At 36.8% G+C, this 25,847-nt stretch carries 29 protein-coding genes and 1 pseudogene; 18 read left to right on the top strand and 12 right to left on the bottom strand.

Features of this window, described 5'->3' with window-relative positions; genetic code table 11:
* Window positions 1-157: 157 nt before the first annotated feature.
* Window positions 158-1,141, top strand: coding sequence for a zinc transporter ZntB (zntB, locus tag CYG50_RS06900; RefSeq protein WP_102139674.1), 984 nt, complete (start codon window positions 158-160; stop codon window positions 1,139-1,141).
* Window positions 1,142-1,401: 260 nt separating this feature from the next.
* On the opposite strand, the gene ttcA is transcribed toward zntB, so the two are convergent.
* Both ttcA and CYG50_RS06910 read right to left on the bottom strand, forming a co-directional pair.
* Window positions 1,402-2,316, bottom strand: coding sequence for a tRNA 2-thiocytidine(32) synthetase TtcA (gene ttcA, locus CYG50_RS06905; RefSeq protein ID WP_102139673.1), 915 nt, complete (start codon window positions 2,314-2,316; stop codon window positions 1,402-1,404).
* Between the two features lie 249 nt (window positions 2,317-2,565).
* A pseudogene (locus CYG50_RS06910) lies at window positions 2,566-2,724 on the bottom strand (IS3 family transposase); the annotation flags it as partial.
* A gap of 836 nt (window positions 2,725-3,560) precedes the next feature.
* Here CYG50_RS06910 and CYG50_RS06915 point away from each other — a divergent pair.
* From CYG50_RS06915 to CYG50_RS22885, 3 genes are all read left to right on the top strand, one after another.
* Window positions 3,561-4,748 (top strand): NupC/NupG family nucleoside CNT transporter, encoded by a 1,188-nt coding sequence (locus CYG50_RS06915; protein WP_231068364.1) that lies wholly within the window; start codon window positions 3,561-3,563, stop codon window positions 4,746-4,748.
* A gap of 23 nt (window positions 4,749-4,771) precedes the next feature.
* Complete coding sequence (locus CYG50_RS06920; protein WP_102139671.1) at window positions 4,772-5,695, top strand: nucleoside hydrolase; 924 nt, start codon at window positions 4,772-4,774, stop codon at window positions 5,693-5,695.
* A 324-nt stretch (window positions 5,696-6,019) separates the two neighbouring features.
* Complete coding sequence (locus CYG50_RS22885; protein WP_166265209.1) at window positions 6,020-6,160, top strand: hypothetical protein; 141 nt, start codon at window positions 6,020-6,022, stop codon at window positions 6,158-6,160.
* 90 nt (window positions 6,161-6,250) lie between these two features.
* Here CYG50_RS22885 and catA read toward each other — a convergent pair whose 3' ends face one another.
* From catA to CYG50_RS06935, 3 genes are all read right to left on the bottom strand, one after another.
* Window positions 6,251-6,892 carry a type A chloramphenicol O-acetyltransferase gene (gene catA / locus CYG50_RS06925; protein WP_102139670.1) on the bottom strand — a complete coding sequence of 214 codons (642 nt, stop codon included), beginning with the start codon at window positions 6,890-6,892 and terminating at the stop codon, window positions 6,251-6,253.
* Window positions 6,893-7,083: 191 nt separating this feature from the next.
* Window positions 7,084-7,326 carry a helix-turn-helix domain-containing protein gene (locus CYG50_RS06930; RefSeq protein WP_102139669.1) on the bottom strand — a complete coding sequence of 81 codons (243 nt, stop codon included), beginning with the start codon at window positions 7,324-7,326 and terminating at the stop codon, window positions 7,084-7,086.
* Window positions 7,327-7,653: 327 nt separating this feature from the next.
* On the bottom strand, window positions 7,654-8,349 hold the full coding sequence (locus CYG50_RS06935) for an aspartate/glutamate racemase family protein (RefSeq protein WP_102139668.1): 696 nt from the start codon (window positions 8,347-8,349) through the stop codon (window positions 7,654-7,656).
* Window positions 8,350-8,637: 288 nt separating this feature from the next.
* Between CYG50_RS06935 and CYG50_RS06940 the strand changes: the two genes are divergently transcribed.
* The 8 genes from CYG50_RS06940 to CYG50_RS06975 all read left to right on the top strand — a co-directional run bounded on the left by CYG50_RS06940 (window position 8,638) and on the right by CYG50_RS06975 (window position 14,010).
* Window positions 8,638-9,048 (top strand): hypothetical protein, encoded by a 411-nt coding sequence (locus tag CYG50_RS06940; RefSeq protein WP_181489840.1) that lies wholly within the window; start codon window positions 8,638-8,640, stop codon window positions 9,046-9,048.
* Between the two features lie 382 nt (window positions 9,049-9,430).
* Window positions 9,431-9,619 (top strand): stationary-phase-induced ribosome-associated protein, encoded by a 189-nt coding sequence (gene sra, locus CYG50_RS06945; RefSeq protein ID WP_102139667.1) that lies wholly within the window; start codon window positions 9,431-9,433, stop codon window positions 9,617-9,619.
* Window positions 9,620-9,820: 201 nt separating this feature from the next.
* Window positions 9,821-10,621 (top strand): YaeF family permuted papain-like enzyme, encoded by an 801-nt coding sequence (locus tag CYG50_RS06950; protein WP_256372925.1) that lies wholly within the window; start codon window positions 9,821-9,823, stop codon window positions 10,619-10,621.
* A 329-nt stretch (window positions 10,622-10,950) separates the two neighbouring features.
* Window positions 10,951-11,880 carry a Gfo/Idh/MocA family protein gene (locus tag CYG50_RS06955; RefSeq protein ID WP_102139717.1) on the top strand — a complete coding sequence of 310 codons (930 nt, stop codon included), beginning with the start codon at window positions 10,951-10,953 and terminating at the stop codon, window positions 11,878-11,880.
* 80 nt (window positions 11,881-11,960) lie between these two features.
* The gene (locus CYG50_RS06960) at window positions 11,961-12,398 is read left to right on the top strand and encodes a VOC family protein (RefSeq protein ID WP_102139665.1); all 438 of its coding nucleotides are present in this window, start codon (window positions 11,961-11,963) and stop codon (window positions 12,396-12,398) included.
* A gap of 115 nt (window positions 12,399-12,513) precedes the next feature.
* Window positions 12,514-12,942 (top strand): universal stress protein, encoded by a 429-nt coding sequence (locus CYG50_RS06965; RefSeq protein ID WP_102139664.1) that lies wholly within the window; start codon window positions 12,514-12,516, stop codon window positions 12,940-12,942.
* A 125-nt stretch (window positions 12,943-13,067) separates the two neighbouring features.
* A complete protein-coding gene (locus tag CYG50_RS06970) occupies window positions 13,068-13,403 on the top strand; it encodes a hypothetical protein (protein ID WP_102139663.1) in 336 nt (111 codons plus the stop codon).
* A gap of 169 nt (window positions 13,404-13,572) precedes the next feature.
* The gene (locus CYG50_RS06975) at window positions 13,573-14,010 is read left to right on the top strand and encodes a universal stress protein (protein ID WP_102139662.1); all 438 of its coding nucleotides are present in this window, start codon (window positions 13,573-13,575) and stop codon (window positions 14,008-14,010) included.
* A gap of 53 nt (window positions 14,011-14,063) precedes the next feature.
* On the opposite strand, the gene CYG50_RS06980 is transcribed toward CYG50_RS06975, so the two are convergent.
* Complete coding sequence (locus CYG50_RS06980) at window positions 14,064-14,357, bottom strand: DUF5339 family protein (protein WP_036958707.1); 294 nt, start codon at window positions 14,355-14,357, stop codon at window positions 14,064-14,066.
* A gap of 243 nt (window positions 14,358-14,600) precedes the next feature.
* Between CYG50_RS06980 and CYG50_RS06985 the strand changes: the two genes are divergently transcribed.
* Entirely contained in the window at window positions 14,601-15,002 is a 402-nt protein-coding gene (locus CYG50_RS06985; protein WP_229597572.1) for a hypothetical protein, read from the top strand.
* Here the strand turns inward: CYG50_RS06985 and CYG50_RS06990 are convergent.
* A complete protein-coding gene (locus CYG50_RS06990; protein WP_102139660.1) occupies window positions 14,999-15,640 on the bottom strand; it encodes a TetR/AcrR family transcriptional regulator in 642 nt (213 codons plus the stop codon). The genes CYG50_RS06985 and CYG50_RS06990 overlap by 4 nt on opposite strands.
* 200 nt (window positions 15,641-15,840) lie before the next feature.
* On the opposite strand from CYG50_RS06990, the gene CYG50_RS06995 reads away from it, so the two are divergent.
* From CYG50_RS06995 to phoH, 4 genes are all read left to right on the top strand, one after another.
* Window positions 15,841-16,653 carry a threonine/serine exporter family protein gene (locus CYG50_RS06995; RefSeq protein WP_102139659.1) on the top strand — a complete coding sequence of 271 codons (813 nt, stop codon included), beginning with the start codon at window positions 15,841-15,843 and terminating at the stop codon, window positions 16,651-16,653.
* Entirely contained in the window at window positions 16,644-17,114 is a 471-nt protein-coding gene (locus tag CYG50_RS07000; protein ID WP_102139658.1) for a threonine/serine exporter, read from the top strand. The genes CYG50_RS06995 and CYG50_RS07000 overlap by 10 nt, the downstream gene beginning before the upstream one ends.
* A gap of 276 nt (window positions 17,115-17,390) precedes the next feature.
* The gene (locus CYG50_RS07005; protein WP_375373118.1) at window positions 17,391-18,365 is read left to right on the top strand and encodes an endonuclease; all 975 of its coding nucleotides are present in this window, start codon (window positions 17,391-17,393) and stop codon (window positions 18,363-18,365) included.
* A gap of 492 nt (window positions 18,366-18,857) precedes the next feature.
* Window positions 18,858-19,643: a phosphate starvation-inducible protein PhoH gene (phoH, locus tag CYG50_RS07010; RefSeq protein ID WP_102139656.1), complete on the top strand. Its 786-nt coding sequence runs from the start codon at window positions 18,858-18,860 to the stop codon at window positions 19,641-19,643.
* Window positions 19,644-19,714: 71 nt separating this feature from the next.
* Here the strand turns inward: phoH and zinT are convergent, their stop codons facing one another.
* From zinT to CYG50_RS07035, 5 genes are all read right to left on the bottom strand, one after another.
* Window positions 19,715-20,359: a metal-binding protein ZinT gene (gene zinT, locus CYG50_RS07015; protein WP_102139716.1), complete on the bottom strand. Its 645-nt coding sequence runs from the start codon at window positions 20,357-20,359 to the stop codon at window positions 19,715-19,717.
* A gap of 218 nt (window positions 20,360-20,577) precedes the next feature.
* Window positions 20,578-21,417 carry a siderophore-interacting protein gene (locus CYG50_RS07020; RefSeq protein ID WP_102139655.1) on the bottom strand — a complete coding sequence of 280 codons (840 nt, stop codon included), beginning with the start codon at window positions 21,415-21,417 and terminating at the stop codon, window positions 20,578-20,580.
* Between the two features lie 214 nt (window positions 21,418-21,631).
* Window positions 21,632-21,763, bottom strand: a complete 132-nt coding sequence (locus tag CYG50_RS07025; RefSeq protein WP_306821397.1) for a DUF2474 domain-containing protein — start codon at window positions 21,761-21,763, stop codon at window positions 21,632-21,634.
* A 4-nt stretch (window positions 21,764-21,767) separates the two neighbouring features.
* Window positions 21,768-22,778: a cytochrome d ubiquinol oxidase subunit II gene (cydB, locus tag CYG50_RS07030; protein ID WP_102139653.1), complete on the bottom strand. Its 1,011-nt coding sequence runs from the start codon at window positions 22,776-22,778 to the stop codon at window positions 21,768-21,770.
* Window positions 22,768-24,105, bottom strand: a complete 1,338-nt coding sequence (locus CYG50_RS07035; protein ID WP_102139652.1) for a cytochrome ubiquinol oxidase subunit I — start codon at window positions 24,103-24,105, stop codon at window positions 22,768-22,770. Before CYG50_RS07035 ends, cydB begins: the two co-directional genes overlap by 11 nt.
* Window positions 24,106-24,351: 246 nt before the next feature.
* On the opposite strand from CYG50_RS07035, the gene CYG50_RS07040 reads away from it, so the two are divergent.
* Window positions 24,352-25,776: an aminotransferase-like domain-containing protein gene (locus CYG50_RS07040; protein WP_102139651.1), complete on the top strand. Its 1,425-nt coding sequence runs from the start codon at window positions 24,352-24,354 to the stop codon at window positions 25,774-25,776.
* Window positions 25,777-25,847: the final 71 nt, after the last annotated feature.

Below are 25,847 nucleotides of genomic sequence, written 5' to 3' on the forward strand. Positions count from 1 at the left end.
CGATATTTTGTTACTTGTAAGACCACCTCAATTTTATGGTTGTTTATCTTTTTTTTTGTAGTTCAATCTAGTGATGACTAATGCGCCTTTTGAAAAAATTGCAAAATTTTAGCTGTTCGATTACAAATATCATATGTAAAAAAAAGGGAGATATTGCATGGGGTTGATTTATGGTTCGTTATTCCAACACTCAAATCCGGTACATGCATTTCAGTTAAATGGAGATGGTGGGTTGCTTCCCATCGACGTGAATGCCAGCGCGAATCAGCAGTCTCCGTTCTGGCTTCATTATGACTATAAGGATCCGCAAAGTTTTAATTGGATCCAGCAATCAGATCTCTTCAATGAACAGGTGAAGTCCGCTTTATCCGGGCATTCAGGACGTTGGAGATTGATCCGTGTTGGTGATGGTATTTTATTAACATTGCAAACATTAAATACCAATGCGGGCCAACGGCCTGAGCAATTAATTGCATTTAGAGTATTTATTAATAACCGAATAATTATTTCTAGTCGTCATCGAAAAGTAAATTCCTTAGATCCTGTTATTGATGACTTAAATCAGGGAGTAGGCGCGCAAAGTACGGGTGATTGGTTAGTTGAGGTTGCTGATTCTATTACAGATGAAATAAGTGATTTTACTGATTCTTTGCATGAGCGTTTAATTGATATGGAAGACTCCATATTAAATGGCGAAATTCCTGATAGAGGGGAATTTGCATTACTTCGTAAACAAATTATTGTGATCCGCCGTTATATGGCCCCGCAAAGAGATATGTTTTCCCGTTTGACAACGGAAAAATTACTTTGGTTAGATGAAACGGATCGCCGTCGAATTCAAGAAATTTCTGACCGATTAGGGCGTTGTATTGAAGATCTCGATGGTTTTATTGCCCGTACAGCGATTATTTCTGACGAGATAACGAATATGATGACTGAAATGATGAACCGGCGTATTTATACAATGTCATTAATGGCCATGATATTCTTACCAACAACATTTTTAACGGGTTTATTTGGTGTGAATTTAGGGGGGATCCCCGGTAATGAATTTCGTTTTGCCTTTAGTGTATTTTGTGTTTTATTAGCCGCCTTGATTGGAACTGTATTGTGGTGGCTAAGAAAAAGCCGATGGCTCTAATATTGATGACTTATTTGTTATAACCGGACCTAGTTTGAGATAAATCAATAAAACTACAGAGGTTTTAGTGCAGTATTAGTCCTGCAGGTGAATGCAACGTTGAGCGATGAACGTTGTGCTCCATAATTGTAGTTTTTCTCATATTGAGTTCTTATACAGAATAATTGACCACTGTAATGCCGATGTAATTTACATCGGCTTTTTTTTGCATTAAATCCGAGTAAAAAATAACCTCCAAACGAGGAGGTTATCAACATACATTATTTTACTTCAATAATATCAAGACGTTCTGCTGAAAAATCAGGTTTGTCATCTTCATCTATAAATGGCTGGAGAGGTAGTTCTTCTTTGTCAAACGCAAGATCACCGCCATTGATAACGTCATCTCCATGAGAAATATTTTTGAAGTCGAATAACTCGGTATCACATAGATGAGACGGAACAATGTTTTGAGTGGCGCGGAACATGGTTTCGATTCGGCCTGGATAACGCTTATCCCAATCACGTAGCATCTCTTTAATAACTTGACGTTGTAGGTTTGGTTGAGAGCCACATAGGTTACATGGAATAATCGGGAACTCTTTAGCCTGCGCAAAACGCTCAATATCTTTTTCCCGACAGTAAGCCAGTGGGCGAATAACAATGTGCTTTCCGTCATCACTCATCAATTTAGGTGGCATACCTTTTAACTTACCGCCATAAAACATATTTAAGAACATGGTCTGTAAAATATCATCACGGTGGTGACCAAGCGCAATTTTAGTTGCGCCTAACTCAGTTGCTGTACGATACAAAATTCCACGACGTAAACGTGAGCACAGTGAGCAGGTTGTTTTCCCTTCTGGAATTTTTTCTTTTACGATCCCATAGGTATTTTCTTCAACAATTTTGTACTCTACACCAAGGTTATCAAGGTATGCAGGTAAAATATGCTCAGGGAAACCGGGTTGCTTTTGGTCCAAATTAACTGCAACTAATGAAAACTGGATAGGGGCACTTTTTTGCAAACTTTGCAGTATGGAAAGCAGCGTGTAACTATCTTTACCTCCAGACAAGCAAACCATTATCCGGTCACCGTCTTCTATCATGTTAAAGTCAGCGATTGCTTGGCCAACATCACGGCGAATTCTTTTTTGCAACTTGTTTAAGTTGTACTGTTCTTTATTTGTCGTCATTCTATACTGTTCTATTACTGGGGGGTTATATTGCTGATAGATAACTGTACATTCGGCTTTTAAATTATTATTGTTCTATGTTTAAAGCCTAATCAGCGAGATTTATAAAAAGAAGCCCATGATAGCAGAACCTGAGGGAAGAGTGATACCAGTTCGTTCAAAGAGGTGAAAATCGGAGCCCACTCACCGTTATTAGAGTCACATAAACTTAACGTTTTCTATCCGTTGATGGTATGCCTCCAGTTTTAGCTTTAAACACTCAAGCCCCGTGATAACACGCTCTGTAGGTAATGACGTATTAACTCCAATTGCTAAACATTCGCGGGTTCCTTCATCAATAATATTGAGTGCTCTAAAGTGTTTACTGCAATATAAACTGTTATGCATGAAACCCAATACCCATTGAATAATCGAATTTTTTTCAGCATGACCTCTGCAATGGTTATGGTAGAGGATCTAATTATAGTTGTCTTATTTTTGGGGGAATGGACAATTACTTTTATTTTAGATATAGAATAAACAATTTTTCAATTACCATCGTTCATTTTGTTAATTTTATAAAGTATATCTTTTTTATATTAGAAAAACACAACTATATTGTGTCCTACTTATTCTTATATAGTATAAGTAGGATTAATAATGAATAAGAAGTAAGAAATAAAAAATTTTATCTACTGGTGATTTTTATATATTCATCAATAAATGGGAATATTAGTAACTTAATAAACTGTTAATCACGGTAGGAACTATATTGGCATTATAGGACCTATATTTGTGACTCTTAGATAGAACATATTTTCCATTTTTAATTATCAGGCTTTTCAATTCAGAGGAAATAATAGCGAGATGGAGTGAGTGTGTTATTACAGGGTTATAAGAATTTAATGCTGTAATAACAATAAGATATTGAATCGAAATGTTAGCTAATTAACGCTCTGACTTATTTGTAAAAAGAGAATCTTTGATTTTTAAATTTAGTTTATAAATGCGATGTGATTCACATTTTAAGTATTATGTATCAAAAAAAACAAAACAGATGTGTTCATTTGAATTATTATGTTTTTGCACGCTTAGGTTTTGAACTATCAATATAACTATAAACTAAATGTAAATGCTTAAATTCATATTTTTAAGCAGGAACATATGTTGAAACTAAAATTTAAGTTTCTTTGTTTTCAATTGGTGGGGTAAGGAGATATTAAATCAACTAATCATGATTAAAATCTATTAACGTGGTGATATTTATGAAATATCTTATATTCTTTTTTAGTCTAATTTTTGTTTTTCTTATAGCGTATTTACTTAGTTTTAGTAAAAAAAACATAAAACATAAGCTTCCATCAATACTAATATTGCTAACATTGGAGTTTATTGTTGCAGCTATTATGCTGAATACTACAATTGGGCTTGCTACTCTTGACGGTATAGCATCAGGTATTCATTATATAATTAACTATGCTAATAAGGGGATTGATTTTGTTTTTGGCGATATAAGCAGTAAAACCTCTATGGTGTTTGTTGTTGTCGCTCTTTTACCTTTGATTTTTATTTGTTCGATAATTGGTATACTTAAATATATCGGCGCCTTAGACTTAATTATTAATACTATAGGTTTTCTAATTAACAAAATATCTAAAGTCGGAAAGTTAGAGTCTTTCGCTGCTATTAGTGCGGTGATAGTCGGAATGATGCCTGCTTATGTATCAATTAAAGATTATATCCCAAGGCTATCTAAAGCACAGATGTATACTATTGCTGCATGTACTGTCTCAACAGTAGATATTGCATTGCTAGGCGCGTATACACAAATGGTTGAGCCACGCTATGTTTTTATAGGTGTTAGTCTCAACTTCTTTAGTACTTTTATTATTGTTTCTATTATTAATCCAAGTGAGCCCACAGATATTGCAAGTTGTCCTTTGGGGGCAAATAAAGGTGAAAGGGGTTCATTTTTTGAAGTGTTGACAGATCACATGCAGGATGCCTTTAAGCTTATTCTTGCAATTGTTCCTATAATTATTGGTTTTGTCGCCTTAATTAGTATGTTGAACGATGTTTTTTTAAATATTTTAGGAATTAGTTTTCAAGGAATTCTCGGCTATATTTTTTCGCCTTTAGCTTTTATTTTGGGTAGTTCATGGGATGAAAGTGTTAATTTTGGAACAATTATAGCAACTAAAATTTTATCGAATGAGTTTGTTGCTATGATTGACTATATGAAATTAACAAACATTACACCACGAACGGATGCAATTATGTCCGTATTTTTAATATCATTTGCAAATTTCGGTTCTATCGGAATGATTATCGGTTGCGTCACAAGTATAAGCCGAGAACATGGAAAAATGATTGCATCAAATAGTTTTAGATTGATTGTTGGCTCAACTTTAGTCAGTTGTTTATCAGCGACGATTGTTGGTATTTTTGTATAAAATATAAATAAAGGAGTAATAAAATGCACAAAATAATAATAGACTGTGATCCTGGTGTAGATGATGCAGTTGCTATTTTTTTAGCCTTAGCTTCTCCAGAAATAGAATTAATAGGCATAACCACCGTTGCAGGGAATGTTGAATTAGAAAAGGTTCACAGTAATGCACGACAATTACTTGCATTAGCCAATAGGCAGGATATTCCTTTAGCGAAAGGTTGTGAACGCCCACTAATGTCTAAAAGTGGGAGTAAAACTCATGTTCATGGTACTGATGGTCTAGCTGGAGTATTGCTTCCCGCATCAGATTATCAAAATTATTCTGGTCACGCCGTAGATTTTATTATTGATACGGTAATGTCAAATCCAGGTGAAATAACATTATGCACAATGGCTTCTCTTACTAATATTGCAGTCGCTATCATCAAAGAACCAAAATTAGTCGATAATGTAAAAGACATTGTAGTCATGGGAGGAGCTGCATTTACACAGGGGAATATAACGCCAGCTGCTGAGTTTAATTTTTATGTGGACCCCCATGCTGCTCATATCGTTTTTGATAGTGCACGACATATTACTATGCTTGGTCTGGATGTAACAAGTAAGGCTGATATAAGAGCTGGTTTGTGTAGTCCTTTGGAAAAAGGTGGCCTCATCGCTCAGACTGTTGCTGAAATGTGCCGAAGATATGCAGAGTTTGACCCATTTCTCCATGATCCCTGCGTTATCGCATACCTCATTAAACCTGAGATTTTTTCAGGTGTTGACGGTTCAATTACTATCGAATATGAGTCTAATAAATTATTCGGTCATAGTTTTGCTTACACATCTACCACCATTAATCATGACCCAAAAGCTAAATATAATGAAGCTAAATGTAAAATTATTACTGACGTTGATACATCGAAATTAATATCTTTAATTACAGAACGTATCATAACTCTTTGAGGTAAAGAGTAGCAATTGGAATCTAAGTTGACATTTATTTAAAATAAAGAGACTTATTATGGGTAATGACTCAGTAATTAAGTGATTGTTTGGCCAATACCTTGGAGAATTATTTTCTACAGTTTATTTAAGTTGTGGCATTCTCTTGTTGATAGATAATTGTACATTCTGTTTTTAAGCTATTATTGTTATATACTTAAAGTCTAATCAGCGAGATTTATAAAAAAGTGGAAAATATATTGGGAGTGGTACCTTCTTTATAATCTTTATCTTATTGTTTAAGCAATAAGAAGAACTTAATATATAAGAAAATACGGAGGACATATGCCAGCAGCTGACCCTATTGAATTGGTTTCTTCTTTACTAGCTAGTACCATTAAAATGGTAATTACGCCAACAGAATATTTTTTTCAAAGTAGTGCTATTGGGGATGCTATTTATATAAGCTTGTTATTTTTTAACTAAAAATGATGAAAGTATCATCACAATGAGGCTAATCTGATACACATGAAGGAAGTACTCGCTTCCTTCATGGTGGAAAGTCATACGGGGATACTAACGAGGTAATTCATCACACAATTTTTGTAAAGTAGTTAAAAATTTACCCACATGGAAACCATCACAAACAGCATGATGTACTTGTACTGCTAAGGGAAGCCATATTTTATTATTTTCACTATAGTATTTCCCCATAGTAAAAATAGGAGTGAAAGCGTTAGTAATATCTGCAATATTTAGATTAAAGCTATCGAATGAAACCCAAGGCAAAGATGATACATAGAATACATTTTCAATTTGCTGTGATTGAGGCTGCAAATTGAGATTATCTTTATGTAATGCTAGTTGCTGGTGATAGTTCTCCATAAACACTGTCATTTCTGAAGAGTACTCACACCATAAGGAAGAAAAAGTTTCAGTATCTTTATGAAAGATAGTAAAGCTGGGGTTAACTTCATCCCACAAAATAAGCTCACCATTTCTTTTGGCAAATCTAAATTCTTTATAGGTATTAGCTACCCGTGATAATAAATAAATTACCGAGGGGTAAAATTCATATCCATTTGAATTTATATGCTTTTTAAAGTTGGTAATATCTATTTTCGTTGTTAAACTAAACCCACAATTTATGGTCTTTTCGTAGGTGTTGTAATGTTCCTTACGTAACCATGTCTCTATATTAAATTTAGTATAGTTCATAATTTATCCTTCTAATAAGTTAATGTGATTGTTATTAGAAGGGGAACTTCTCTGTTTTCAATTGATTCATAATGATTTTTTATATTATGTTGAAGTTATACTTGTATTTTAACTAGCCTACTTTTGTTTGTCGAGGTCTCTAATTTAACTCCTTCAATGCAAGGCACAATTTGCGTGATAGCACCATGTATTCATACACATGATTGTGCGTTGACGTAAGTATCAAAGAAAGTTTTGATATCTATATTGAGTATTTTAGATAGTACCATTAGGTGCTCAATAAATATGGAGAGAGTCCCATCTTCATATTTTATGTATGATTTTTCAGGGATAGATATTAATTCTGCCATTTCTTTTGTCGTAATTTGATGTTCTATACGCTTTTGCTTAATGAGTTCACCGAGTACTGCATTGCCAACATTATTTTTATTCATAGTAACCTGTTATAAGTTTGGTTTTGGTTTTTTTATTATCTTAGATGGAAATTAATATTCAATGGGTAATAATCTGTAAGTTTAAGAGGAAATAAACCTAAGTTCTTAAGATTAAAAATAAATTTCATAAGGTATAGTAAATAATTATAAAGTAACATTGTTGTGTTTTATAATCTAAAGGTGAAGGTTAATAGATATGAAATTCTATTTAATGGCATAAAATACAATTTTCCACTTAATGATATGTTAATTTTGATACAGTTATTTAACAGAAACTATCTTTAACAATAATCATTAAAGACAGAATCTATTGTTCGTTAATATTGATTAAACAGATAGCGCGAGTTCTACAGCTTTTTGAGCATGAATAGCAGTAGTGTCAAATATATCTACTGTTGTATCATTTTGATTAACAAGTAATGTTATCTCAGTGCATCCTAAAATGATACCTTCAGCTCCACTTTCTACTAGGGATGCCATTATACGCTGGTATTCTTTTCTAGATTCATCATTGATTTTCCCTAAACAGAGTTCATTATAAATAATATCATGAACTATTTTTCTATCTTTTTCGCTGGGTATTAATACATTCAAATTAAAATTATCAATTAACCTTTGTTTATAGAAAGGTTGTTCCATAGTAAAAGCAGTACCTAAGAGCCCAATTTTTTTAATACCCGATTGTATAATGCGTTCACCTGTTGCATCGGCTATATGTAATAAAGGAAGACCCGTTTGAGACTCAATGCGTGGTGCGACTTTATGCATGGTATTGGTACAAAGAACAAGAAAATCAGCACCTGCAAGCTTTAAACGATCTCCTGCATCAGCTAAACATCGCGCTGCTAAATCCCATTGCCCGCTAGATTGATACTGTTCTATTTCAGCAAAATCAACACTATATAAAACAACTTTAGCAGAATGCAAGCCACCTAGCTGTTGTTTTATGCCTTCGTTAAGCTGTTGGTAGTATAGTAATGTTGATTCCCAACTCATACCACCAATAAGGCCTATTGTTTTCATTCTTTGCGTTCCTATTATTGTGTCGTTTTCTTACTATACTGATTGCCTACAAAGAAAAACAAGAGAAACGAGGTAAATTTCTCTAGATGATTAAGGGGAGAAAACAGTTGTAATATTAAACACAATTTAACATTACATATCAAAGGGTTTTTGTATTTAACTTATTGAGATAAAAAAAGGATAAATATAGAAAATTTTACGTTTTAAAGATGGATTTAAATTGATATCTGGTTATTATCATAATGAACATTATTTCTACAAAATTGGTCATATATGGTGATAATAAAAATGAATTTCTTCAAAGTAATCATTGCAATACTTATTTTTGGTGCTGCATTTCTGTTAGGAGCACTATATATGAAGCCGACCCAATTGAGCTTAGTTGAGCAAGTGAAAAAGAATGTTTATGATGTTTTAGCGTATCCACAAGCCGCAAAATTTAGAAATATTGAATATCATTTTTCTCGCTACACAGCGGATAATGGTAAGGTGGGTTATGTTTGTGGGGAGGTTTATCGATATAAAAATGATAAGCCTGATGGATTCAAGCGCTTTATTGTTAAATCGTATACTAATGATGAAGGCCGCATGGATATTTCAATTCCCTTTATTGACGGAGGGCATGAAATACTATTGCCAGAACAAGTTAATCAAATTTGGAATGATAAATGTTCGAGTCCTGCTTCACCACTAGAGTAAGGAATTACGTGTGCTAATATTTTTATAGCACACGTTTTAGGTTACTTTTCGTGGCCTAGGCTAGACGATATATTTCAATACAGTGGGGCAGGTGGCCATTTTTTGGGACTATTTTGTAAGAATATAGATTCAAATAGTTTTTCAAGGAAATTGAATATAATTTTTGAATAAATAGAGAAATACCACAGATCACATAGTAACGCCATGAAACTAACAAATAAAACTGGATTATATATTACTAGCTTAGTGTTATACTAAAGATGTTACACTTTGTTTTGTTATTATTATGAAACAAAAAGAAGCCTTTGTGGTCAACGATGACTATATTTTTTGATGTTCATTTTTTAATGAATTTTTAATTTAGTAGTTTAAGGAGTCGATAATGGTTAGTAATAATAATGCACGTCGTTTGTTAGGTATGCCTTATAAATTAAGTCGCTCTAAAAAAAACATACGTGTTTCGCTGAGTTCTAAAGATAATTCCACAGTTGCAGTGCAAAAGAATAAAGCGACAGAAAAGAAGACATATCATTCAGTAACTGTTTTTTACCCAGAATATGTTATTAGTTAATTGAATGAATGTAACCCTCTAGTACTCACTAGGGGGTTAAAGTTATTTAATCAGAACTGGAATTTTCTTATTAAATTACATTATCTCATTTCAATATTCCCCATATGAGTCATTGCCTGAGTTTTCTATTATAAAAATTAACAGTAGTCATAAAATAGATTAAGCGATATTATTCGCATTAATTAAAAACTAAAAAGAAAGATGGCTATCAGGTGTTGTAGAATGAAATTTTTTTGTTACCTACTATTTTTATTTTGTTTCTCTCTTTTAGGGTGCTCTACTCAGTTTAAATCCGATGAAGAAACTAACCGTTTAAAATTTAATATTCAACACGCAAATACGGTTCCTATTAAGGACTCTGTAGAGACCTTGGCTGTTTCTGATATGTTGCCAGGTGATATTCTTTTATCATCTGCTACAGGGTTAAATTCATGGGGAATTCGGTTATTTAGTATTAGCGGGGTAAGCCACGCATCTATTTATCTGGGTTTGGGGGAGGTTGCTGAATCTGTTGGAAGTGGGGTTAGGATCATTACGTTAGACCAAGCAGTGAAGGATTCTAATAACATGGTAGTGTTGAGACAAGCTGGTTTAACATCATTACATGCAGAAAAATTACGCGAATTTTCAGTTCAAAATAATGGAAATAAGTATAACTATAAAGGTATTGTGATGATTGCTCCTTGGATGATCACAAAAAGAGTATGTGAACTTCCATTAATTGGTGAAACGATACGTAATTTTTGCTTAAAAACATTAGCGACAGTTCAATTAGGCGATGATATAGACCAAGCTAATGGTTTCTTTTGTTCACAGTTTGTCTTAGATGCTTATAAGTATGCGGGTATTCCTTTGTTTGAGGGGAATTCATCATGGATAACACCTGCGGATATATTACATATGCGTACAGGTGATGTACCGACTTTCATGCCAACTCAACGTTTATCGTATGTTGGACATTTGAAATCATGGAGCTTTAGCAGTGCAATACGCAGAAAATAGTGTGTAATTAAACTAAAAAAAAGGCCAACATATAAAGTTGGCCTGCTAAACTGGAAGCAATGTGAGCAATGTCGTTTGTGATAAACCTGAGTGATTTACTCAAGTATTCACGAAGTAAAAGATAACCATTCTCATTTAAGAAATCAACCCCTTTTTTTATGTAGTTAATTCTTTCCTTTTTTTGCCTCAATACGTTTTTTATTTATAAAAAACAATGCATTGTAGGTTTAACTCTAATGAAAATTACTTTTCGAACAAAAAATTTTTTTAAAAAAACACATTAATGAGATTATTCTTCCTGAGATTAATCATTAATAGGCGTGTTTATGATGCGAAAATTAAAGGTAGGTGTAGTCGGCTTAGGAGCTATTGCACAAAAAGCGTATTTACCAATCTTAACTAGAGAGGAAAACTGGGAGTTGATTGGCGCTTTTTCGCCTAATCAATTGAAGGCAAAACTGATTTGTGACAGTTATCGTATTCCTCTGTTTAGTAATATTGATGCACTTGCACAGCAATGTGACGCTGTTTTTGTTCATAGTGCGACGAAAAGCCATTTTGAGGTAATCAAGCGGCTATTAGATGCAAACGTTCATGTCTATGTTGATAAGCCATTGACTGAGTTAACGGAACAGTCTGAGCAATTAATTGAATTAGCAGCGCGGAGCCAGAAAATGTTAATGGTTGGATTTAACCGCCGCTTCTCACCGTTTTATATGTCAATTAAACAAGATATTAAAAAAATCAGGTCTATTCGTATGGATAAACACCGTATGGACAACGTAGGGCCGAGTGACGCTAGATTTACTTTATTAGATGATTATTTGCATGTCGTTGATACTGTATTATGGATAGCGCCAAATCATGCAGAGTTAATCAGTGGTAGCATTCATAAAACAAATGCTGACGAGTTGTTTTATGCAGAGCACCATATGCAAGCGGGTCACTGTTGGATAACAACATCGATGCATCGCAAAGCAGGAAGTCAACAAGAGCAACTTATTGTGATTGCAGAGGACAGTATTCATCAAATAACCAATATGAACCACTGGTGGAGTGAAAATGTGGTTGGTATTAGTGAGAAAAAACCCGCTAATTGGGATTCAATTTTAGTTCAACGCGGTTTTGATGGCGCAATTCGTCACTTTGTTGATTCTATTTCAAATCAAACTCAACCGTTGATCAGTGGTGAAGAGGGCTTGAAAGCCCAACGCATGGTTGAACAAATGATATCTACAGCGAATAAAGTCAGCGATTAATTATGTGATAGGGTAACCGTAATTATCGACTCTATTAAACGTTAAAATTTTGGTATCTCATGATGATATAGGAACACCGGATGATACATTTACAAGAAAGCTCTGACGTATTATTTGTTGCAGGGTTTGGCCCGATAGTGACTGACTATAATAAAAGCCATTCTTTTTATCTTGAGTTGTTAAAGCTACCTTTAAAGCCAATAGAAGAAGGGAGCCAATATTTGACTTGCGAACAAGAAGGGCTTGAAGGAGTTAAACATTTTGCACTTTGGCCTATAGAACAAGCAGCCCAGTCGTGTTTTAGGCAAAGTGAATGGCCTGAAAATATACCGATACCACAAAGTTGGATGGAATTTGAGGTTGTTGACATCGAAAAAATCACGGACAGTTGCCTTAAGGACGGTTATATCTTATTAGTTAATAACCGAATGGAGCCTTGGGGACAAACAGTAACAAGGTTATTAAGCCCAGAAGGTATGTTAGTTGGTTTAACGGTGACGCCATGGCTAAGAGAATAACCTGCTTTTATTTGTAGCTAGAGATCTCATTTATCTTTGTGGATAAGAGACATTTATTAGTAATTGTTTATAATTTTGTTGTAGAACTTCATTTTAACTATTTTTAGGAGGGGTTATGTATAAAACGATTCTGGTCCCTATCGATTTAACAGAAGATGAATTAACCAGTAAAGCCGTTCGTCATGCAGTTAATTTAGCAAAACAATCGGGTGCTAAAATTCATCTTATTCATGTTTTACCCATTTCCTCAGCAATTATTAATGCGTACGCTTTAGGTTACATGGAAATAAAAGACCGTGCGACAGTGAAAGCAGAAGAAGACATGAAAATGTTAATGGATTCAATTGATTTACCTCACGATGACGTTAGTTATACGATAACGTTTGGTTCTCCACGAGATGAAGTGATTAATACAGCAAAAGACATTAGTGCAGATATTATTGTCATCGGCTCTCGTCGCCCAAATATTACAACTCATCTTTTAGGGTCAACTGCCGCAGGTATCGTGCGTTACGCGGAGACATCAGTGTTGGTTGTACGTTAATAATTAGAGGAGAGCCTGCTCATAGGGTAGGTTCTTTTTTATTTCATTATTGGTATTTCCAATTTTATTAGCTTTATCACTCAAGTTGATTGATCTTACTTATAACAAGGTGAGTTTGAGTCAGTATGGAAAAGTTTTCGCAAGAATTACTGCGTGTTGAACACTTTGTTCTGAGAGTTTTGCGTTTTTATTTACTCGGACTTTTGATTTTTTTTCTTGGGTTATTACCCGGTATCATCGGTTTTTATGTTATTGAAGGCCACTCAGCTGTTGAGTCAATGCTTAATGCGTTGTCTATGTTGAGTGGACAAGCTATTGAGCCGGCTCCTATTACACGAGGAGGTCGTTTCTTTATCGCTATTTATGGTTTATTTTTACAAAGCGTTTTTATTATCAGTATTGGATTAATTGTAACTCCTTTCATTCATCGCATTTTGCATAAATGGCATTTAGAAGAATAATTTTTTGTTGTAATAGTAAGGGGCTTCACAGCTTTTTTAGTGTAGTAAGACTATACTTTGAAAGATTAAAAGGAAAATATTCACCCGCTACGCCTAATAATTAAGTTGTAAAAATACACAACAATACAACTTGAATAAAAATCTAAACATAATTAATAAGGGGCATCATATGTATCAAACAATTTTGGTTCCCGTGGATATATCTGAAGATGTATTAACAGATAACGCATTAAAACATGCTATTTATTTAGCAAAAATCTCAAATGCGAAAATTCACTTATTTCACTCAGTTCCAGATGTTTCAAGATTTTCAATGAGCTACAGTTATCATTATGATTTATTGTCTTCATTTGCTAAAAAAGCTCTTGAGCGTTCAGAAGAACAGCTAAAAGAAATCATTGAAAAAATTGATTATCCGTCAGATAAAATCTCTTATAAGGTTGAGTTTGGCTCACCACGAGATAAAGTTTTATCAGAAGCTGAGGCAATTGATGCTGACCTTATTGTCATCGGCTCACGCAATCCAAGTATTTCAACGCATTTATTAGGTTCAAATGCTTCAGGGATTGTGTCCTATGCGAAGATCTCGGTACTCGTCGTTCGATAAAATAAAAATAGCCTGCTAGCAGGCTATTTTTTGTCTATTAAGAGCGAATAAACCTAGGGGGTTTTAACCGCTTCTTTGGCTTGCTCAATTGCTTTAAGTGCTTGGCTGCAAGCTTGCTCTTGTGCATCATCAGGGTAACTAGCAAGGGCTTTTTTCGCTTCTTCTAATTGAGACTTCATTAATGCAATCTGTTCACCTGCATTGGCTTCATCTTTATACTGTTCTTCGGCTTGCTTAACAAGGTCGTTCATTTCTTTGAAATAAGTATCACAGGTTGCACCTGCATTTGCATTAAATGCAGTGAAAGCCATTAATAGACTAAATGCAATCGGAAGAGTTTTTTTCATCGTATTTTCGCTTTCAAAATTCATAATATCGTCAGAATAACACCCCATATTCAAAAACGCACTATTCGAACACGTGAATGTTTTTAACTGATAAGTTTTTTCTACATATTGAGAATATTCCTGTTGGTCACTAACGACAATAGCATAATTTGCAAAATACAAATGATAATCACTCTTGACTGAGTGCAATGTAAAAGTGTACATTTAAGTACACTTTAAATAATGATAAAGAAAGAGATGATTATGATGAATAAAAATATGATAAAAACAGAAAATTGGCCGATCTGTGAGATGAATATATTTCCCTCTACTATGGATGAAACACGTTTGTGGTTAGAAGAGATGGATATGTTATTGGCGAGAAGAAATGAATTTGTCTTGATATACCCGCCAGTGGTTAAAAAAGAAAAACCATCATCAGAAGATATGCAAAGTATGAAATATGTGCGTCGTTGGTTAAAAGACACTAAAGAAGCGATGGAACAGCATTGTCGCGCCCTAGTTGTTACGTTACAACCCGATGGCCGAGATAAAGAGGAGATGGAACGCATGGCACCTATGCTGTCTGCGTTATATGGCCCTCAGGTTTTAATCGCAGCGGATGGAACAACAGCAAAAGAGCAGGCCCAATCAGTTTTAGCCTAGTTGATTGTGTGTTTACTGATTTTACGGATATAGCTGGCGATGATATCAACAGACATAGCAATTTGCTGTTGAATAAATTCATCGCTGGGCTTGAAATCAGCAATACAGAAAGTGGTGATAAAGACATCCGCTTTTAGCATTTCTAGGTAACGCGAAGAAATACTTAATAATGTTTTTTCATCCACTTTAACATCAGGAAGTAAAGCTAATTTTTGTGTTAATAAGCGATAGCTTTTTACTGGGCCTTGCTCAAAAAACGCGTGCGTTATTTCAGGGAAACGGTTGTATTCACCTAATATTAACCGATATAACCCAATGGATTCAGGCTTAAGTACATTTAATAAAAATCGAGAGCCATAAAAAGAAAGTATGGACTCAATCGTATCTAATGGGGGCATTTTTTCATCAGGTTCTTGAAAAATATCATCAATCATAGATGCAATAACAGCGGCAAATAACCCTTCTTTATCCCCAAAGTTTTTATATAAAGTTGTTCGAGAGCCCCCAGCTCTTTCAATAATCATATCCAATGTTGCGCCTTCAAACCCATATTGCAGAAAAATTTCAGTTGCCGCAGCGATCAAAGCCTGTTGACGACGTCGGCCTTTTGGGGTTTTAGCTGTAAGAGGGTTATTCATGAATGGTTAATCCTGCTATTTGTCTTCAAATAAGAAAGTAACATAACAAATTTTACTGAAATAGTTTAAATCACGTGACCTCAATCATAGATTTACCTGAAAGAGATCATCATTTAAGCTGATATTTGTCTTTATGATATTTATAAAGATTAACATGTTTAGGATGATATCTGAATGGTTGTCATAATGTTGGGGGCAAGATGACAGAGCATGCATTAAATGAACAAAAAATAGACCAAAATGATCCCGTTAATCAGCAACGTGAAGTAACTCGGCTCTGTATTGAGTGTGGTTTATTGTTATTGCAACATGGTGCTGAAAGTATGCTCGTCGAACAATTGACGACTCGTCTGGGAATTGCGCTTGGGGCAAGTCAAGTTGATAGCGCTATCTCATCTAATTCATTGGTTTTAACCACTATAATTGATGGCCGTTGCTTAACGTCAACGCGACGTATTATTGACCGTGGTATAAATATGCATGTTGTTACTGAAGTTCAGCATGCAGTAATTTTAGTTGAACACCATTTATTAGACCGAAAACAATTACAAAAGAAATTATCATCAATTAAACCGTTACGTTATCCTCGATGGTTAATGGTTTTGATGGTGGCTTTATCTTGCGCTTGTTTCAGCAAGTTGAATGGCGGAGGGTGGGAGAGTGCGTTAATTACATTTTTAGCCAGTGGTTGTGCAATGTATGTTCGGCAAGTATTAACCTCCCATCAAATGAACCCGCTAATTAATTTTTGTATTACTGCGTTTGTCGCGACAACCGTTTCCGGCTTATTACTGAAAATACCGTATTTGGCGGTCACAGAAACGATTTCGATGGCTGCCAGTGTATTGCTTTTAGTTCCAGGCTTTCCATTAATTAATGCAGTCGCGGATATGTTTAAAGGGCATGTTAATACAGGATTAGCGCGCTGGACAATGGCGAGCCTTCTTACTTTGGCTACCTGTATTGGCGTTGTATTAGCAATGACAGTCTGGGGTTTAAAAGAATGGGCATAGAATTTCTATTCTCTTTATGTGAGAAAATGCTATTAGCCGCTATACCGGCCGCGGGGTTTGCGATGGTATTTAATGTGCCTGTAAGGGCATTGAAATATTGTGCCTTATTAGGTGCTATTGGCTATGGTTTTAGAATGATACTGATGACACTCGGCTTGCAAATTGAGTGGGCAAGTTTTCTTGCGGCAATTTTAATTGGTATTATTGGTATTCAGTGGTCGCGTTGGTGGTTAGCCCATCCTAAAGTGTTTACTGTTGCCGCCGTGATCCCAATGTTCCCAGGTATTAGTGCCTATATTGCAATGATTTCAGTAGTAAAAATATCGCAATCTGGTTATGACCCTGAATTAGTTGAGGTCTTAGTGACTAATTTCTTAAAGGCCTCCTTCATTGTTGGAGCTTTGTCTATTGGTATTTCTTTACCTGGTTTATGGTTATATCGCAAAAGACCAAGTGTGTAATTTTTAAGGGATGGCTTACGGGTATTCCTGCTATATCCGTTAGTCATACCTTGCTCTTTTACTAATAAGAGTTAGAAATTCTATTAAAGCTGCATAAATTCTGATGTGGTGGTGAACTATAAAATTGAGTCATCGCTGATATCATTAATGCTACTATTTGATTAGAATATGTGATATTTCTTCTTATACATTAATGTGTTAGAGGAAAAACTAACGCATTCATTTAAATTCTTCGCATATATTCTTATTAGTGGTGTTATTTTGAAACAATTTAGCTTGTCCAAATATTATCAATTCGTTTTTTCGGTTCTATTATTTATTTTTTCTGCTTTTTCATTTTCTGCACCAAATTCATTTACTGAAGCCAAAATGCTGAGTAAAACTCAGGTTTATGCAGATCAAAACCACCAAGGTGAGGGAACAATATACTGCGGCTGCCAGTGGGAATGGGTAGGAAAAAGCGGGGGGAAAGTCGATTTAGCCTCTTGCGGCTATCAAGTGCGTAAACAACAGAACCGAGCTGAACGTATTGAATGGGAGCATATTGTCCCTGCATGGGTGTTTGGTCATCAAAGACAATGCTGGCAAAAAGGGGGGCGAAAAAACTGTGTGTCTAGTGACCCTATTTTTGGCCGAATGGAAGCAGATATGCATAATTTAGCGCCTTCTATTGGTGAGGTGAATGGTGATAGAAGCAACTTTAGTTTTGGGCAATTACCTACTAATACGCCGTACCCATACGGAATGTGCCGCAGCCGAGTTGATTTTAAACAAAAAGTCTTTGAACCAAGGAATGAGGCTAAAGGGCAAGTAGCCCGAGTATATTTCTATATGCATGACCGTTATAACTTGTCTATGTCACGTCAACAGCAACAGTTATTGATGGCGTGGGATAATAAATATCCTCCAACGTCTTGGGAAATCAAGCGAGATAATCGAATTGCTAAAATGATGGGGCATCATAACCCATTTGTGACAGGGGAGAAAAAATGGAGTTTAAACCATAAAAATGGGGCAGAAGGAGTTAATATTTCTCCAGTTTCACCTTTGATTCAGACTAAGATAATAGAAAATAAATCTATTGTGCCAGATATGGTTGAAATTAAAGGGAATAATAATTCCAAAAAATATCATTTTTCACATTGCGCTAGCTTCAATACCATTGCCGATAAAAATGCAGTTATCTTCACTAATGAACAAGCAGCTAAAGCCGCAGGTTTTGAGTTAGCGGGAAATTGTAAAAGACGCTAATTATCTTGTAAGCCACAGTAGTTAATTCACTGATTACTGTGGTTTTATTTCTTGTTTTTATGCGTGATAACGAAAATCTTTAATAAACTTCTAAAATTTTGTTGGAAAAATGTTGCATTATTAAAAAAAATGACGCTATATTTAAAGCAAATGAAAACTGCAATAAAAACATGGACTCATTGAGGTACAAAAAATATTGTAGTTTGTCATATTACTGTCATATAGATTCATTAGTTTAAAAGTATCGCTGCTACAGGAGAAACTAATGGGAAATACGTGTTTATTCACACGAATTCGAAGCCGGTTATCACTCCATCATGAAATTTCCATGGTGAGATTGGTAACCGGTTTTTTTATTAGCCGACTTATGGCACCAAGTTACAGCCACAATCGATATTTGACCATTAACTTTGAGCTTGAAGGGAGCTCCTCTCTGTTTGGAATAGTCCGTCATTTGAATTGACATCACTGATACCGGGAAGGGTTAATACTATGAGTAGACAGAAAGCTGCAACAAAGGTACGTCGTGAAATGAAACGTTCATCACGTAAAGAGCGTTCAGGTCGTTTTGATATCAATAACGTCGCATCATTTGCTGAATATACAGGCATTGAAGCTATCGGTATGGCAAAAGAACGTCGTGATGAATCCCCTATATTACCCAGAAATGAAGCTCAAAAACTCTATATTAATTCCATTAAACATAAGCAACTCATTTTTGCGAATGGTGAAGCGGGTTGTGGTAAAACCTATATCAGTACTGCACTGGCGGCTGATGCGTTAATTCATAAAGATATCAACAAGATTATTGTAACAAGGCCCGTTCTTCAAGCGGAGGAAGATCTCGGTTTTTTACCGGGTGATATGTCAGAAAAATTTGCACCGTATTTTCGCCCTGTTTATGACGTATTGGTGAAAAGACTGGGGGCATCCTTTTTGCAGTATTGTTTGCGTCCTGAAATTGCCAAAGTGGAAATAGCGCCATTTGCTTATATGCGAGGCCGAACATTTGAAAATGCTGTCGTGATATTAGATGAAGCTCAGAATGTTACCGTCACTCAAATGAAAATGTTTTTAACTCGGCTTGGTGAAAATGTGACGGTGATTGTCAATGGTGATGTGACCCAGTGTGACTTGCCTGAAGGTGTGTCCTCAGGGTTAGCTGATGCATTACAACGTTTTAGTAGTGATGAAATGGTATCAATGGTGAACTTTACTATTGAGGATTGTGTGAGGTCACAATTGTGCCATAAAGCATTGCTGGTCTATAACGATTGATCAAGATATTCATTAATCCTATGCCCTACGATTTGCTTGCAGGGCATAGGTTAAATTATAGGGACAACTGATTAGTGGTAGAGCATTTCATGTACGATTTGCTCATCGGTAAGAGTATATGGGTAATAGGTTGGCCAATTTTCTAGCTGGCTTAATAATTTTTCCTGGGATTCATTTCCCATATACAGGTGGAAATGCCCTGAAGTCTGAGGCTCAATAATATGGTCACTAAATTGGATAAATTTAGGTGCTTTTGAGTTTGCATCTTTGCATTCAAACAAGTAACGAACACCTTTTTTCCCTGAAGTATAGTGCAGAATTTTGTAACCCGCGTAGTCATATTTACAGCTGCTTACGTTCCCGTTTTGGGTAAATTCAATAACATCATTTTCAATGCCAATACTGTTAACATCAGTGGCATAGCCTTTTTTATAATATTCACGATACTCTTCAACCGTTTTGTCTTTATTTTTCTTGGCCTTACTTTCTAGAACCTCATCAAGCTTTCCATTTAATAGCAATGGATTTACAGATTCCCAGATGCCTTGCCAATCACTAAGAGATCTATCTTTGACATCAGTATCTTCAAAAATCCCTTTTGAAGCTTGTAGCGCTTTCTCTGATTGTGGATGGGAGTGACTATGTGAGCCATGAGCAACAGCGGTATAACTAGTGATCGCTAATGCAATATAAAGACTAGTTTTTAAAATTGCCATTTTGTACACAGTGGTTTTCCTATTTTTGTAGTGAATATAAAGATTATAAAAAGCTATTGCGTTATAACATAACATTCGATGGTATGAAAAGTATTTTAGGGAGTTTATTGTTGGGGAAAATAATGGCTAATAATTTGATGAAGGTAGGCAAGATCAGGAAATAAGTTCGCTTATTAGCATTTATAGACCAACAAGCGAACTAAATATTTGAATTGAAGTTAATCGTCAGGGTTATCCATTACAGCATGGCGCTCATGATGGTAACCTTCCTCATCATAGCCATATCGCCAATAAGGGATTGCATAGATATCATCACGGCCAAAACCTTTTTCACGACGAATATAACGACGCAGATCACGAATAATTTGGTCTTCACCCGCAATCCAGAAAGCGCAGTCGCTGCTTGGGATCACCCAAGACTTAAACGTGCTAATTAATTCAGCGGTTTTGGTGATATCACCACAAACCCAAATCACTTCAACTTGTTCTGGTTTTTTCAGTTCTCTCACGTCTTTTGGGTTATCTAACCGTAGTACAACTTTGCCTTGGGCATTCGCTGGCATTTTCTCTAATAATGCGGCGATAGCGGGTAGGGAACTTGAATCACCAGCCATAAAGTAGTGTTGCCTTGCAGGCAATAATGGGTCTGGGCCACCTGGATTGGTAATACCCATCCAATTTCCGGGCTTTGCATCCCGAGCAAATAGATATGCAGGGCCAGTTGCGCCATCGTGCATAGCAAATTCAATATCTATCTCGCTAACTTCTGGACGGATGGCTCTGACGGAATAAGTACGAACAAATGGGCGAGGTTTGTCTTCTGGCCAGCTACGGCCTTCTTTACTTAGGATAGGGAGTGCGGGCTGGCTGATTAAATCAGGGGCTAAAAATATTTTCAGATGCCCACCTTCACAATCTGTTGGGTATGTATTGAGTCTTTCACCTGTGAAAGTAATACTACGAATAGATGGGCTGATATCGGTAATGGATTTAACTTGAATAAGCTGTGGTGGAGCCGGGCGATAGATGTTTTTTTCAACAGGTTGTTCAGTGGCCACGGACGATCTCCTTTATTAATGATAATTTTATTATATGGTAATTATTATCATTATCATGAATAAATTTGTAAGTTGCAACCGCTAGTGAGTGATTGGGGGCGGATATTTATGAAGAGAGATTTTCAGCAGAAGATAGGGCAACTCATAGTGATGAGCCATTGATTTTAATAAAAATGCCGTATGACTTTTAGTCTACGGCATATAGAAAAGTTAATTACTTCACTTTCATTCCAGCGGCGGTCATCATCAATTTAAATACTGACGAAAATGCAAACAATGCGAGTACACTTCCGAACCAGATGATAGCCATCCAACCGAGTTTTTTCCACCAAGGAGAGGCACTCACGCTATCAGTGGTAGCCTTGCTCTGGGGTAATTTTTCCTCTGAAGACATAGTAACTCCAATAGGTATAAACCAAAATAACAGGAATGATGAATAACGCACCGACTAACATAAAGCCTAAACTTTCGGATGGGCCTGCAGCATCACGGAAACTGACTGCGGGTGGAATGAGTGTCGGCCAAATACTGATGCCTAAACCAGTAAACCCAAGGAAAATTAACATTAAAGCCGCTAAGAATGGCACGCTATCGAACCGTTGGCGCTTAGCACTTTTTAGTATCAACCAAGTACAGCCTAATACCAGTAATGGAACCGGTAAGAAGAAGAACAGATTTGGCAGGGTGAACCAACGCTCAAAGACTGCGTCATTTAACATTGGGGTCCAGAAGCTGATCACTGCTATGACCGCTAACATCAGTAATGTTAATGGCCGTAGGACACGATACATGGTGCTACGTAAGTGGCCCTCCGTTTTCATGATCAACCAACCACAAGCTAATAGCGCATAAGCAACGACGAGGCCAAATCCGCAAAACAGTGGGAAAGGTGAGAACCAATCGAAATAACCACCCATGTAAACACGGTTTTCCACATGGAAGCCTTGGATAAAGGCACCAACTACCACACCTTGAACAAAGGTGGCAAAAATTGAACCCCAAATAAAGGCGTGATCCCAATGGCGGCGGTGTGATTCATCCGCTCTAAAGCGAAACTCAAAGGCGACACCACGGAAAATCAAGGCCAATAACATGAAAGTTAATGGAATTGACAACGCATCAAGGACAATCGCATAAGCGAGAGGAAAAGCACCAAATAGTGCAGCCCCACCTAAAACCAACCAAGTTTCATTGCCATCCCACACAGGGGCAACGCTATTCATCATCAGATCACGGTCTTGGCTGTCTTTTAGCGCAGGGTAAAGGATCCCAATGCCTAAATCGAACCCATCCATAACAATATACATCAACATACTAAATACGATGATGACAAACCAAATGAGAGGTAAATCAATGCCCATGAGCTGCGTCCTCCGCGATGCCTTTACGAATTAATTTCATCATGTACATGTAGCCGATACCGAACACCCCACCGTAAACCACAAAGAAGGCGATTAAACTGATACTCATGTGCATTTCACCATGTGCACTGACTGCATCAGAGGTTCGTTGTAGCCCATAAACAACCCATGGCTGTCGGCCTATTTCTGTTGTAAACCAACCCGCTAAAATGGCAATCAAACCAGAAGGAGCCATGACGAACATAAAGCGTAGGAAGGTTTTGGATTCATACAGGTTTTTACGATAACGTAGCCATAAACCCCAGACTCCAGCCGCGATCATTAATAAGCCGAGCCCGACCATTACGCGGAATGACCAAAACACCATAAACACGTTAGGCCTATCTTCTGGCGCGTATTCTTTTAACGCAGGCACTTGTTTGTCGATACTGTGGGTTAAAATCAGGCTTGCTAAATAAGGGATTTCGATAGCAAATTCTGTTTTTTCTTTTTCTTGGTTTGGTATACCAAATAAGATAAGCGGAGTGGCTTCTCCAGGTTTATTTTCCCAGTGACCTTCCATTGCAGCCACTTTAACAGGTTGATGTTTAAGTGTGTTTAGCCCATGAGCATCCCCGATTAAAGCTTGAACTGGGGCTAAAATCAAAATCAACCACAGGGACATGGAAAACATTTTTTTCATGGCGCTGGACTTGTTGCCTTTGAGCAAGTGCCAAGCCGCAGATGCACCAATAAAAAATGCCGCTGCAAGGAATGCTGCGGTGGTCATATGCAACAGGCGGTAAGGGAAAGAGGGGTTGAAGATAACCGCAAACCAATCAACGGGAACAATGCGCCCATCAATAATTTCAAAGCCTTGCGGTGTTTGCATGAAACTGTTGGAGGCTAGGATCCAGAACGTGGAAATAATCGTTCCCAACGCGACCATGCAAGTGGCGAAAAAATGTAATTTTTCACCTACACGGTTCATTCCAAATAGCATAACGCCAAGGAAACCGGCCTCTAAGAAGAATGCGGTAAGCACCTCATAAGTGAGAAGCGGCCCTGTAATACCCCCTGCAAAATCTGAGAAAAAGCTCCAGTTAGTGCCGAATTGGTATGCCATGACCAAGCCAGAAACAACGCCCATTCCGAAGTTAACGGCAAAAACTTTTGACCAAAAATGGAACAGTTTTATATAGTCTTCATCACGAGTTTTAAGCCATAAACCTTGTAGCACCGCAAGGTAACTTGCCAGCCCAATAGTAATGGCGGGAAAAATAATATGAAACGAGACCGTAAAAGCGAATTGTATACGGGCAAGTTCCAGCGCAGTTAGTCCAAACATATTGACCCCTGAGTGGATATGTTAATGGCACGCAATATTTAACGTTCTGATGAGAGCAATTGAGGCGCTAATCCTTAGCAAAAGGAATTGCTCACAACGGAGTGCAAAATAACCGCAATCCAACGAAAAATTTTTTGTGCTTATAGTTAAAAAAAGTCAGGTGAATGTGTGGATAAGTAGAACATGAGACGATAAACTATAATAGTAACAATTATTGGGATATTAACTATAACAGTTGAGGCGGCTATGACGAGATACGAACAATTAGCAGCGCAAATTCGTCAGCAAATTGAAGACAATATCTGGCAAGTGGGCGACAGATTACCTTCATTGAGGGAAAGTGTTAAACAGTCAGGCTTAAGTTTAATGACTGTAGTGCAAGCATACCAGTTGCTTGAAAGCCAAGGGTGGGTCGTTGCTCGCCCGCAATCAGGGTATTACGTGGCAAACCGTAATAACGCATTTGCTGCCGCTAAAGGAGGAAAAGGGCTACATTTGAATGAAAATGTAGAGATTAACGCCTCTATTTTTGGTGTCCTACAGGCTTGTAAGGACCCGAATATTATCCCATTTGGCTCCGCATTTCCAGAGCCTGCCTTATTGGATGACCCAAAACTCGCGAAGTCTCTTGCGTCTGTCGCTAGGCGTTTATCTAAATTTAATACACCAGCTAATTTGCCACCTGGTAATGAACAACTGCGCCGTAACATTGCTCAGCGCTATGCAACTCAAGGGATCCATGTCGCTCCCGATGAAATCGTGATCACAGCAGGGGCAATGGAATCTTTGGTTCTGAGCTTACAATCGGTGACTCAGCCCGGGGATTGGGTGGTTATCGAATCTCCTGCATTCTATGGTTCACTTCAGGCAATTGAGCGGTTAAAACTTAAGGCGATAGCCATTAAAACAGACCCGCTATTTGGTATTGATCTTGACGCATTAGAGGATATTGCGAGCAAATATCCAATTAAAGCCTGTTGGCTAATGACGCATTATCAAAATCCATTAGGCGGAACGATGCCGCAAACAAACAAAAGACGTCTGGTAGATATCCTTAATAAGCATCAAATTACTTTAATTGAGGACGATGTCTATGGGGAACTTTATTTTGGCAGCAAACAGCCGATACCTGCCAAGGCACTAGACACCAAAGGTAATTTCTTTCATTGTTCTTCATTTTCAAAATGTTTAGCCCCGGGGTATCGCGTGGGTTGGGTGGCCGCCGGTCAACACGCGACAAAAATTCAACATTTACAAATGATGAGCACCGTTTCTGCTAGCGTTCCCACGCAATTAGCTATTGCGGAGTACTTATCATTAGGGGGATATGACAGTCACCTGCGTAAACTGCGTTTAACAATGGAGCAACGTCAGCACCAAATGTTGAGTGCAATAGCAAAATACATGCCTCCATCAGTAAAAGTGAATACACCAAAAGGTGGGTATTTTTTATGGTTAGAATTTGAGCCACCATTTAATGCTATTCGTTTATATCAGCTCGCATTAAAAGAGGGGATTAGCATCGCACCTGGCAGTATGTTTTCCACAAGCGACCAGTTTAATCATGCATTTCGCCTTAATGCATCGTTTACATGGAATGAGAGGGTGGAAGAAGCAATGAAAACATTAGGCCGCTTATGTCACTTTTTAATCAACGAGAGGCGTGATTAGTCACATTATCGTTGCTAATTCATTGCTTAGAAAGATTAACTTTGCGAATCTAAGTATTAATCTAAATGTAT

This window comes from Providencia huaxiensis, assembly GCF_002843235.3.
GTDB lineage: Bacteria > Pseudomonadota > Gammaproteobacteria > Enterobacterales > Enterobacteriaceae > Providencia > Providencia huaxiensis.